This is a genomic window from Acetobacter papayae JCM 25143, assembly GCF_000613285.1.
GTDB lineage: Bacteria > Pseudomonadota > Alphaproteobacteria > Acetobacterales > Acetobacteraceae > Acetobacter > Acetobacter papayae.
Genome location: NZ_BAIN01000077.1, coordinates 1 through 10,583, shown reverse-complemented (window position 1 = coordinate 10,583; position 10,583 = coordinate 1). Strand labels below are relative to the sequence as shown.

Genomic DNA, 10,583 nt, shown 5'->3' with positions numbered 1-10,583 from the left:
CGCGCGGGTGGATGCGTTTGACCGCGCACCCCTCGCCCCGGCCGTAGCCGCCATGAAAAACGTGCGCTTCCATCAGGCCAGTGCTTTCGGTCTTGAGCCTGCAACGCTTGAAAAAGCTGACTGGGTCTTTTCCGATATCATCGCCTACCCGCAGCGCCTGCTACGGCTGGCCCAGCGCTGGATTGATACGGAACAGACCCGCAACATGGTGCTGACCGTCAAATTTCAGGGCGAGACAGACCATGAAACCGTGAGTGCCTTCGAGGCCATTCCCGGCGGTGCGCTCGCACATCTGGCCCATAACAAGCATGAGCTGACGTTTTTCTGGTCGGACACGGCGGCCAGAGACGGTGTCAGCCCTCTGCCGGGCTGGAACGCGCAGCCTCAACCCGTATCAGAGTAAACCGCTCCTGTATTCGTGGCTCACGCTCACTCCTGTAGGGCGAGCGTGTCCACATAGGCGTTGTTTTTCCATATCCACCGGTCAGACCCATCGACCAGAATATCCTTCATGCCACCATGGCCGGTGGGCAGGATTTCAACCGGCCCGCTGACGGAATCCAGCACCTTCACCCACTGGCCCTGCCGTTGCAGGTATACATCGGTAGAGCACCCCGCAGACCCGCACAGGCTGGCGGACTGCACCTGCACGAACAGCGCATCCGCCCCGCTGCCCTTGAGCGCAAGCGAGGCTGTGCCCACCAGTACCAGCGGTGCCTCGCCATGCCGGGCGGCAGCCGCCATATCCTCGGTTGCCAGCACGCGGGCCTGTGCATCCAGTCCCGTGCCGGGCTGGGCACTCAGCGTGACAGCCACGCCGCCACGGGTATGGGACGCAGCACAGGCCAGACCATGGAAAACCCCGATGACAGCCAACAGGAGCCCGCCTATCCTGCCCAGCCGGGCAGCACGGCTACCGTAACGCACGAAACAGCCCAGATGCCTCATGATCACTCGCGCCCCCACCCTTTCATTGCCTATAGACATACAGAACACGGAAGAAGCCGCCATGACCAGCCCTGATCACACCCCGGCCACGCCATCAGCACACGCCGCCCCCCCGGCGGATGACAGCATGCCCGCGCACCCGCAGCCCGGCCTGTACCGGCATTACAAGGGAGGATTATATACGGTTCTGTGCACTGGTCGGCACAGCGAGACGGAAGAATGGTTGGTAACCTACCGCAGCGAGACGCTCGGCACTTACTGGGTGCGCCCACTGGCCATGTGGATGCAGACCGTCAACGGCCAGCCCCGTTTTGCCCTGCTGGAAAACAGCACCGCATCCTGAAGACCCAGCCTGTCCAGCAACTCTGGCCCACCTGACAGCGGGCCAGAGCCGAAACAGGACTTAGCCCTGCTGTTCAGCAACCTGACTGATGAGCGCCTGCACGCAGTCAGGGTCGGACAGGGTGGAAAGATCGCCCAGATTTTCCAACTCCCCCGCCGCGATCTTGCGCAAAAGCCGCCGCACGATCTTGCCCGAACGGGTCTTGGGCAGATCCCGCACGACATAAACCTTTTCGGGGGCAGCATAACGGCCCACGCTATCGGCCACGACCTTGCGTACACGCGCCGTATCCAGCACGCCTTCTTCACGCGGGACCACGTATACCACCAGCCCCTGCCCCTTGAGGTCATGCGGAATACCCACGGCGGCACTTTCCACCACCTCGTGGTCAGTGGCGATGGCATCTTCAATTTCCGCCGTGCCAATCCGGTGGCCGGAAACATTCACCACGTCATCCACCCGGCCGGTAATCCAGATATAGCCATCGGCCTCGCGGCGCGCGCCATCACCCGAGAAATACCGCCCCGGACAGGTCGTGAAATAGGTCTGGCGGAAACGCTCATGGTCCTGCCACAGCGTCATGGCCTGACCGGGCCATGAGGACGACAGGCACAACAGCCCTTCGCCCGCCCCTTCCACAACCGGCTGTTCCTGACCGGCCCCGGCGGGGGCCAGCAGTTCAACATGCACACCCGGCAGAGGCAGACCCGCAGCGCCCGGCCGCCCCGGCACCTTGCCCGCGCTGGCCGTTATCATGACGCCACCGGTCTCGGTCTGCCACCATGTGTCAGCCACAGGGCAGCAGTTGCGGCCCACCTTGTCATGGAACCACTGCCATGCCTCGGGGCTAATGGGCTCGCCCACCGTACCCAACACCCGCAGGCTGGCCAGCGAGCGGCTTTCCACCACGTGATCATCCTCCCGCATAGCGGCGCGGATAACCGTGGGAGAGGTATAGAAAACCGTCACCCCGTTGCGGTCGATCACATCCCACCAACGGCCGGGGGCAGGCCATGAGGGCAGGCCCTCATAAATCATGATGGTGCCGCCATTCACCAGCGGGCCGTACACCACATAGGTATGGCCGGTAATCCAGCTTGTATCGGCCGTGCACCAGAAAATATCGTCAGGCTGGCTGTTGAACACAGTCTCATGCGTAAAGCTTGCCCAGACCAGATACCCACCCGAGCTATGCACAACGCCCTTGGGCCGCCCCGTGCTGCCTGATGTATACAGCAGAAACAGCGGGTCACAGGCGTCCATGACCTCCACCGGGCTATCGGGCATTTCCAGCGCAACTTCCGCCTCGTAAGACAGGTCGCGCCCGGCCTGCATGGGCACCGAGGCCCCCGTTACGGCCACAACCAGCACGGTACGTACAGCGCTGTCCGCACCGCAGGCGACCAATGCTTCGTCCATGGTGGTTTTGCTCGGGATCAGCTTGCCCCCCCGGCGGGCTACATCTGCTGTAATAACCAGCACAGCCTGACTGTCACGCAAGCGCTCGGCCAGCCCTTCAGCCGAAAAACCGCCAAACAGCACCACATGAATGGCCCCGATCCGGGCACAGGCCAGCATGGCCACTACCCCTTCCACCACCATGGGCAGATGGATGGCAACGCGGTCTCCCTTGCTGACACCCAGACGGCGCAGCGTATTGGCCAGACGGCATACGCGGGCATGCAATTCGCGATAGGTCAGAACGGTGCGATGCCCGTCCTCCTGCCCTTCCCAGATAACGGCGGCCTTGTCAGGCTGCGTCAGAAGGTAACGGTCAAGGCAGTTTTCAGCCACATTCAGGCGGCCATCCTCATACCAGGCAATACGGACATCGCCCGTGAAATCAGACCGGGAGGCATGACTTGGCTCACTGTGCCAGACAAGGCGGCGCGACTGCGCTAGCCAGAACGCTTCCGGGTCGCGTTCCGCTTCCAGAACATTCTGCCGATACTGATCGGAAACCGCGCCTAAAGCCGGATATGCAGCCTTGTCCACCACGCCCTGTCCTTCTTGTTTTTTGTTTCAACCGTTCAGGTCTGGCGTTTTGATCACATCGAGGCACGGCTGGTAAAGGTACCTCCCAGCATAACGGAACCTAAAACTTCGGTAATACAACAAAGGCCAGCCGCGAAACGCGGCTGGCCTTTGAAGATTTTACCCGATATTCCGGCATTTCACCCTATTTTTCGCGCCCCCAAGAGGCTGTAAAAAACAGAATGGAACTGGCGGAAAAAAACGCCTTACAGAGACGCCTTGGCCCGTGCGAGCACAACCTTGCAGGTTGACTGGCGGATAGGCAGCGTTGCCGTAGCGATGGAATAGGTCTTGTTGTTCACGCGCAGCTGGCCAGCAGTGCCAATGGCGTAGAACATGTTGCCGTCTGCCCCTTCAGGCACGGCATTCGTCTTTTTGACGTATTCCTGCAGGACGCGGAACCCGTCGTCATAATCGACATATTCGTTCTGCACGCAGTAGTTCAGCAGCCCGGCATTTTCAGCAGTTGATGGCCGCGACCTGATCGGACGGGTCAACAGTGGTCAGAGAGGACGTGTCCCCCCCACGCACGACGGGAATGTTCAGCTCCTGCGCGTGAGCCAGCACCGGAGCGCCAGCCAGGAGAGAGGTGGTAAGGGCCAGCGCCGACAGGGCACGTACGGCTGTCAGTTTCATCAAGAATCTCCCTAGCGGAATATGCGCCAAACTGCCCCGTAATCCGCACAAAGATCAAGCAGCCGCCGGGCGCACAAAAAACATGGCAGACCACACGCGCCTATCGCCATGCCGCCGGGCAGTGTCGCGCAAAAACACCAACACCGCAGGCGGCACATGCCTGCGGCAGCGGATGCCGCGCAGGGCCCTGAATGAAAAAACGCAAAAGCTCGTTAACCTGTCTGTTTTTTCTGCATTCACACACAACAGGCCCTGATGGGTGAGCAGGTCTATCCACCTGATAAAACAGCATCTCCACCCCCGCCGGAACCCCTTTCCCGCATGGTCAACACCCTGTTGCACACCCCCTTGCGCAGGGCTTTCAAAGCGTATCACGATCTGGTGATGAAGCCTTTGCCCCGTCTTTTGTCCTCCCGTTACCGGGCAGGAGGTCATGGCTGCCCCCATCAGAAGGCATGTTCTGCGTTATAACAATTAATGCTATCCGTTTCACTTACCCGATCCACTCACCCTATTTCTGTATCAATGGAACACACTCCCCCAATCCAAAAAGGGCATGATGCCCGTCTGGTTGTCGCGATCATTCTCGTCACGATGGCGATGGGCATGCTGGACGCCATTTCCCTGCTGCATCTGAAAATGTTCGCGGGTTACATGACCGCAAGCATCATCCTGATTGCAGTCAACATCGCCACATCGCAGGCCATTGTGCTGTCCGGGCTAGAAGCTATCGGCTGCTTTTATGTCGGAGCTGTGGTGGGGGGGCGCCTTGTCCGGCGCAGGCGACACCAGCGCCTGATTATTGGAGACATGCTGCTGGGCGTGGCCAGCCTGATTGCACTGGCAGCGTGGATCTGGTCTGCGGCGCCGCCGGGCGCTCCTTATATAACGCTGGGGCTTCTGGCTTTCGCCATGGGAGTGCAGACCTCCGCCACACGCCATGCCAGCCTGCCGGACATGACAATGCCCGCCGCAACCATTGTTTTACACGGACTAGCGCATAACAGTTCCGCAGCAGGCGGAGACAACCGGGGAAGCTGGCGCAGGGCCTCAGCCATTGGCGCACTCTTTTTTGGCGCGGTCATGGGCACGCTGATTTCAGCCATAGCGTTGCGCAGGGTATCGCCCTGACAGCATTCATCATCATGATGGCAGGTATGGTGCTGCTGGTAGGGCGGTTGCCACTGGTTGTGCGGCTGGACCGGATCAGCATTCCCTGAGCCGACCCGGCCACACCGGCTCCCCCTCATTCGGGTAGAAGCCGCCGGTGGGTTCAGTCCGCGCGGCGGAGCATGAAGAACGACGCCAGAGCAAAACACACAATCGATGTGCCCAGCGAGGCCACAGCCGTCATACGCTCGGCCGGATTGAACAGCATGGCCCCGAATACAACCGCAACCCCGGCAATGGTAGCGTAATTGGTGAGCGGAAAAAGCGGCAGCCGAAAACGGCCCTGCCCCGCACGCTCGGCGGCTTTGCGGGTGACGACATGGGCTGTCACGATCAGGCTGTAGATCAACAGGATCACGCCGCCGCTGCAACTGAGCAAAAAGGCAAAAATCGTATCCGGCGCGAGAATGGAGGAAAACGCCACCAGAGCGCCCGCCAGACCGCTGACCGTAATGGCCAGACGCGGCGCACCGGATGCAGCACAGCGGCCCAGCGGTGCTGGAGCATCGCCCTGTTCGGCCAGTTCACGCAGCACGCGCGAGGTAATATACAGGCTGGAATTCATGCATGACAGAATGGCGCTCAGCACCACAACGCGCATCATCAACCCGGCACCGGGCACGCCCATACGGTCCATGGCCGCGACAAAAGGCGACCGGCCGGAAATAATCGTATCCCACGGCACCACAATCAGGATCATGCCTACGGCCAGAACATAAAACAGCGTTACACGCAGCCCCAGACTACGCGTAACGCGGTCTATGCTTTTTTCTGATTCACTGGATTCCGCCGCCGCCACGGTAGCGATTTCCGCCCCCATCATGCTGAACAGAATAGTCGGGACGATGGACAGCACCGTCAGCAAGCCATGAGGTACCAGACCGCCATGCCCCACAAGATTATCGCGCACCGAAACACCCGGCCCGAAAACATGCAGCACATATAAAAGGCTCAGCCCCACAAAGGCGAGAATGCTGAAAACCTTCACACCGGAAAGCCAGAACTCACATTCGCCAAAAACACGTGGTGCAGCAAAATTGATCGCCTTGAGCACGGCCAGTTGTATAAGGGCCAGTAGCCAGACCGGCAGGTTGACCCAGTCCTGCAACAGAATGGCCCCCGCTATGGCCTCGCTGCCCAGCACCACCACCCAGAAAAACCAGTAAAGCCAGCCAGCGGTAAAACCGATCCTGTCGCCATGGGCGATGCGGATATAGGCCACAAACGACCCCTGACGCGGGTTGTTCACCACCATTTCGCCCAGCATCCGCATAACCAGCATAACCAGCGCGCCAACGCCCAGATAGGCCAGCAGCACCGCAGGCCCCGTAGCTACTATGGCAGCACTGCTCCCAACAAACAGCCCCGCGCCAATCGTGCCACCAAGGGCGATCATAGCGATATGCCGGTTCCGAAGACCCGCGCCCGATTTGACGGGCTGTGCGGTCTTTGCCTGTGCCATGCGGAAAATCCTTTACTGTCGCCCGATCTCTATAGTGTCCCTGCGTGATCGAACTGATCGATCATACTTGAAACGGAACAATATCCAAAGCGCACCGGCCCTGCCGAACACAAAGGGGACAGACAGCGCCACGAGGCAGAACCATGCCCAGTGCATGGTCTTGTCCGGCACGTCATCAGAATCGGGGGGAAACTGGAGCGGATGAGGGGAATCGAACCCCCGTATGCAGCTTGGGAAGCTGCCGTTCTACCATTGAACTACATCCGCGTGGCGAACCAGTGGCTGCCTTATAACCCCGGATCAGCGGACTGGCAATCCGAAGGGTGTATTTTCCCGCTTACTCACCCTGCGCGTCTGGGCTGACCAGATCAGACACATGCCCGCTCTCGCGCAGGCTCAACCCTTCAGGCGGGCGGGCAGGCGCGCTGCCCCGTGCAACCCGGCGTGGCAGAACAGCCTGTGTAAAGCCCAGCTTGGCAGCTTCCTTCAGGCGGGAATCTGCCTGCGCAACCTGACGGATCTCCCCGAAAGCCCGACTTCGCCAAAATAGACCGCACCGGGGCTGGTTGGCACGCCAGTCGCGGCTGAAACCAGTGCGGCAGCCACAGCCAGATCAGCCGCCGGTTCGGCCACTTTCAGCCCTCCGGCAACGTTCAGATAGACATCCATGCCCGAAAGTTTCAGCCCGCAGCGTGTTTCCAGCACGGCCAGCAGCATGGCCAGCCGCCCGCTATCCCACCCCACCACGCGCGGCGGGGCGCACCATCTCCCCCTTTGGGCGACAGCAAGGCCTGCACTTCCAGCAGGACAGGGCGTGAGCCTTCAAGCCCGGCAAACACGGCAGATCCCGCAATATTGCCGCGCCGCTCGGCCAGAAACAGCGCTGAAGGATTGCTGACTTCCTCCAGCCCGCGATCCGTCATGGCGAACACACCAATTTCATCCGTTGCGCCGTAACGGTTCTTGGCAGCCCGCAAAATACGGAACTGGTGCCCGCGATCACCCTCGAAATACATGACGGCATCCACCATGTGCTCAAGCACACGCGGGCCTGCCAGTGCGCCTTCCTTGGTAACATGCCCCACAAGAATAAGGCAGAAGCCCCGGCGCTTGGCCGCGCGGATCAGTTCAAACGCACAGGCCCTGACCTGCGAAACCGTGCCCGGCGCACTTTCCACCGTTTCCAGCCACATAGTCTGGATAGAATCGATTACAACCACCCGCACATCGGCCTCTGCCTCGGCGGTTGCGATAATGTCAGCCACGTTGATGGAGGCGGCCAGTTCCAGCTTCGCACCTTCCACCCCTAGCCGCCGGGCGCGCAGGCGGATCTGATCCACGGCCTCTTCGCCCGAAATATACAAAACCCGCTCACCCTGCTCGGCCAGACGGCTGGCCGCCTGCAGCAGCAACGTGGATTTACCGATACCCGGATCACCCCCAACCAGCACAACAGAGGCTGGCACCAACCCACCGCCCAGTGCGCGGTCAAGCTCCGCAATGCCTGAGCGCACGCGCGGCGGTGGCTGTACGACCCCCTGTAGCGCCTCAAGTTTCACGCGCCGCCCCGGCACGGACCGCGCGGCGGAAGATGCCGCCAGTGGCTCCACGGGCAGTTCTTCAAGGGTGTTCCATTCCTGACAGGCATCGCACTGCCCGACCCATTTGGCATGCACGGTCCCGCAGGCGGTGCATCCGTACTGACGGGCTGGTTTTTTGGCCACGGCCACTCCTTGCTACTCCGCGCGGCACAGCCCGGCACGGCATGGCGCGGCTGTTATCCGCCCCAGCACAAAATGGAATAAAACAGGAACAAACTCAAGCCCACTCACCCCCTGCACGCCCCATGCCCCGCACAGGCACTTTGACGAACCCCCTCCATCCACGCTAGGCCAGCAGAGCGATACCGCACCCACCACACGCGCAGGAGCAGACAGCCCCGATCCATGGATATGGCGCTTGATCTCGTGGCCGGTATAGGCCGCGCCACCCTTTCCCTTCTCCGCGCAACAGGGGCGATCACGCTCTTTGCTCTCTCGGGCCTGTCGCATATTGTGCGCCCGCCTTTTTACGGGCGGGTGTTCTGGGGCAGTTTTCTCGAAACCGGGTTTTTCTCACTACCTGTGGTAGCACTGACAGCGCTGTTCTCGGGCGGGGTCATTGCCCTGCAATCCTATACGGGCTTTGCCCAGTATCATGCGCAAAGTGCCATTGCCGGTATTGTGGTGCTGGCCGTTACCCGTGAACTGGGTCCGGTTCTGGCGGGGCTTATGGTCGCCGGGCGTGTGGGTGCGGCCATGGCGGCCCAGATTGGCACCATGCGCGTGACCGACCAGATTGACGCGCTGGATACCCTGTCCACAAACCCCATGAAATATCTGGTGGCCCCCCGGCTGCTGGCCGGGCTGGTCGCCCTACCCCTGCTGGTGCTGATAGCCGATGTGCTGGGGGTGGCCGGGGGTTTTCTGGTGGCGGTGGTCAAGCTCGATTTTTCCGCCACTGCTTATATTACCGCCACACTCAACGCCCTGAAAACCGAGGATGTTACGGTCGGGCTGGTCAAGGCAGCACTCTTCGGGTTTCTGATAACCCTCATGGGCTGCTACCATGGCTATAACAGCAAGGGTGGGGCCGAAGGTGTGGGCTCCGCCACCACAGCCGCCGTGGTGGCGGCCTCCATTTTGCTGCTGGCCTTCGATTACCTGATAACGGACCTGTTTTTCTCGCACTGAACACCATAAGGACCGCCGCCCCGCATGACAGATGCGCCCCCGAAAATCCGTATCCGCGACCTGCACAAGTCTTTCGGCAGCAAAAAGGTGCTCGATGGTGTCACGCTGGATGTGGCGCAGGGCACCTCATGCGTGATCATCGGCGGGTCAGGTTCTGGAAAATCCGTTCTGCTGCGCTGCATTCTGGGACTGATGACCCCCGATTCCGGCAGTATTGAAATCGACGGCGAAAATATCCTGACCGCCCCGGACAGCCGCCGCGAAAGCCTACGTGGCGAAATAGGCATGCTGTTCCAGAACGCCGCCTTGTTTGACAGCCTGCCCGTATGGGAAAATGTCACCTTCGGGCTGCTGGCGCGCAAGCACCTGTCACGCCGCAACGCCCGGAGCGAGGCTGGTGGCATTCTGGCTCAGGTCGGGCTTGATCCTTCGGTGGGAGACCTCTACCCGGCGGAACTGTCTGGGGGCATGCAAAAACGCGTAGGCCTTGCACGCGCTATCGCCGCCCGGCCTGACATGCTGTTTTTTGATGAACCCACAACCGGGCTGGACCCCATTATGGGGGCCGTTATCGACGGGCTGATTGTGAACTGCGTCAAAACGCTCGGCTCCACCGCCATAGCCATTACGCATGACATGGCCTCCGCCCAGCGCATAGGCGATCAGGCGGCCATGCTCTATCGGGGGCAACTGGTCTGGCAGGGGGCCGCCAGCACCCTGATGGACAGCGGCAACCCGTATGTAGACCAGTTCACCCACGGTCGCCGCGAAGGGCCTATCACCATGGAACTGCGGCGCTAACGGGCGCGCAGGCGCACTTCTTGGCTTGCCCGCGCTGCGTGCGGGTGAGATAGAAAGACGAAAGAGAAACGGCCCGTTCAACCGTGGAGAAAGACAACATCATGAAACGTGCAGTCCTGTTGCTGGCTTGTGCGCTGGGCCTTTCCGCGTGCGGGATGTTCCATTCGACCCCCCGCCACATTACCTCCCCCGCTCAGTTGGAAAAACTGGGGTTCCGCGCTCATATCCAGAACAGCGGCACCTGACCCGCCGCCCGACCTGAAACTCCCTGACATCATTCCCCCTACTTTCGGGAGGTTCACGCACGAGACAGCCACGCAAGGCATACGGTAAAGCGGAGATACGACAGCCCAATGCGCCATCAGCTTTTTTTCTCCTGCCTGCGCCGTCTGCCCTTGCTTGCAGGGTTGGTTCTTGCCCTGATTGCGGGCCATGGGCAGCAGGCCCACGCCGCCAC

Annotated in this window: 10 protein-coding genes, 1 tRNA gene and 2 pseudogenes; 6 read left to right on the top strand and 7 right to left on the bottom strand. The window is 60.9% G+C overall.

From position 1 onward, the window contains the following. Positions 1–403 (top strand): annotated as a pseudogene (locus tag JCM25143_RS13110) (SAM-dependent methyltransferase); the annotation flags it as partial. A gap of 26 nt (positions 404–429) precedes the next feature. Here JCM25143_RS13110 and JCM25143_RS19615 read toward each other — a convergent pair. Then, a complete protein-coding gene (locus JCM25143_RS19615) occupies positions 430–948 on the bottom strand; it encodes a hypothetical protein (RefSeq protein ID WP_035371313.1) in 519 nt (172 codons plus the stop codon). Between JCM25143_RS19615 and JCM25143_RS25465 the strand changes: the two genes are divergently transcribed. Further along, positions 947–1,291: a DUF1653 domain-containing protein gene (locus JCM25143_RS25465; protein WP_234395253.1), complete on the top strand. Its 345-nt coding sequence runs from the start codon at positions 947–949 to the stop codon at positions 1,289–1,291. The genes JCM25143_RS19615 and JCM25143_RS25465 overlap by 2 nt on opposite strands. 60 nt (positions 1,292–1,351) lie before the next feature. Here the strand turns inward: JCM25143_RS25465 and acs are convergent, their stop codons facing one another. The 3 genes from acs to JCM25143_RS24235 form a co-directional block, all read right to left on the bottom strand. Further along, entirely contained in the window at positions 1,352–3,289 is a 1,938-nt protein-coding gene (gene acs, locus JCM25143_RS13095) for an acetate--CoA ligase (protein ID WP_025861530.1), read from the bottom strand. A gap of 242 nt (positions 3,290–3,531) precedes the next feature. Further along, entirely contained in the window at positions 3,532–3,822 is a 291-nt protein-coding gene (locus JCM25143_RS19610) for a hypothetical protein (RefSeq protein WP_234395251.1), read from the bottom strand. Beyond that, on the bottom strand, positions 3,785–3,961 hold the full coding sequence (locus JCM25143_RS24235; RefSeq protein WP_234395249.1) for a hypothetical protein: 177 nt from the start codon (positions 3,959–3,961) through the stop codon (positions 3,785–3,787). The genes JCM25143_RS19610 and JCM25143_RS24235 overlap by 38 nt, the downstream gene beginning before the upstream one ends. 525 nt (positions 3,962–4,486) lie before the next feature. Between JCM25143_RS24235 and JCM25143_RS19605 the strand changes: the two genes are divergently transcribed. Further along, the gene (locus JCM25143_RS19605; protein ID WP_234395247.1) at positions 4,487–5,092 is read left to right on the top strand and encodes a YoaK family protein; all 606 of its coding nucleotides are present in this window, start codon (positions 4,487–4,489) and stop codon (positions 5,090–5,092) included. Between the two features lie 142 nt (positions 5,093–5,234). Here JCM25143_RS19605 and JCM25143_RS13075 read toward each other — a convergent pair whose 3' ends face one another. The 3 genes and pseudogenes from JCM25143_RS13075 to radA all read right to left on the bottom strand — a co-directional run bounded on the left by JCM25143_RS13075 (position 5,235) and on the right by radA (position 8,317). Continuing rightward, entirely contained in the window at positions 5,235–6,593 is a 1,359-nt protein-coding gene (locus JCM25143_RS13075; protein ID WP_025861528.1) for an amino acid permease, read from the bottom strand. Positions 6,594–6,786: 193 nt separating this feature from the next. Continuing rightward, positions 6,787–6,860 (bottom strand) — tRNA-Gly (locus tag JCM25143_RS13070). Between the two features lie 70 nt (positions 6,861–6,930). After that, positions 6,931–8,317 (bottom strand): annotated as a pseudogene (radA, locus tag JCM25143_RS19595) (DNA repair protein RadA). Between the two features lie 222 nt (positions 8,318–8,539). Here radA and JCM25143_RS13060 point away from each other — a divergent pair. From JCM25143_RS13060 to JCM25143_RS22840, 3 genes are all read left to right on the top strand, one after another. Beyond that, positions 8,540–9,325 carry an MlaE family ABC transporter permease gene (locus JCM25143_RS13060; protein WP_025861527.1) on the top strand — a complete coding sequence of 262 codons (786 nt, stop codon included), beginning with the start codon at positions 8,540–8,542 and terminating at the stop codon, positions 9,323–9,325. Positions 9,326–9,349: 24 nt separating this feature from the next. Then, a complete protein-coding gene (locus tag JCM25143_RS13055) occupies positions 9,350–10,126 on the top strand; it encodes an ABC transporter ATP-binding protein (protein ID WP_025861526.1) in 777 nt (258 codons plus the stop codon). Between the two features lie 101 nt (positions 10,127–10,227). Further along, the gene (locus JCM25143_RS22840; RefSeq protein WP_199897888.1) at positions 10,228–10,371 is read left to right on the top strand and encodes a hypothetical protein; all 144 of its coding nucleotides are present in this window, start codon (positions 10,228–10,230) and stop codon (positions 10,369–10,371) included. Positions 10,372–10,583: the final 212 nt, after the last annotated feature.

What these genes read in the sequence shown, in the direction of transcription:
- JCM25143_RS13060 (WP_025861527.1), top strand. Translation starts at nt 8,540, where the DNA reads ATGGATATGGCGCTTGATCTCGTGGCCGGTATAGGCCGCGCCACCCTT.
- JCM25143_RS13055 (WP_025861526.1), top strand. Translation starts at nt 9,350, where the DNA reads ATGACAGATGCGCCCCCGAAAATCCGTATCCGCGACCTGCACAAGTCT.
- JCM25143_RS13075 (WP_025861528.1), bottom strand. Translation starts at nt 6,593, where the DNA reads ATGGCACAGGCAAAGACCGCACAGCCCGTCAAATCGGGCGCGGGTCTT.
- JCM25143_RS22840 (WP_199897888.1), top strand. Translation starts at nt 10,228, where the DNA reads ATGAAACGTGCAGTCCTGTTGCTGGCTTGTGCGCTGGGCCTTTCCGCG.
- JCM25143_RS24235 (WP_234395249.1), bottom strand. Translation starts at nt 3,961, where the DNA reads ATGAAACTGACAGCCGTACGTGCCCTGTCGGCGCTGGCCCTTACCACC.
- JCM25143_RS19615 (WP_035371313.1), bottom strand. Translation starts at nt 948, where the DNA reads ATGAGGCATCTGGGCTGTTTCGTGCGTTACGGTAGCCGTGCTGCCCGG.
- JCM25143_RS19605 (WP_234395247.1), top strand. Translation starts at nt 4,487, where the DNA reads ATGGAACACACTCCCCCAATCCAAAAAGGGCATGATGCCCGTCTGGTT.
- JCM25143_RS25465 (WP_234395253.1), top strand. Translation starts at nt 947, where the DNA reads ATGATCACTCGCGCCCCCACCCTTTCATTGCCTATAGACATACAGAAC.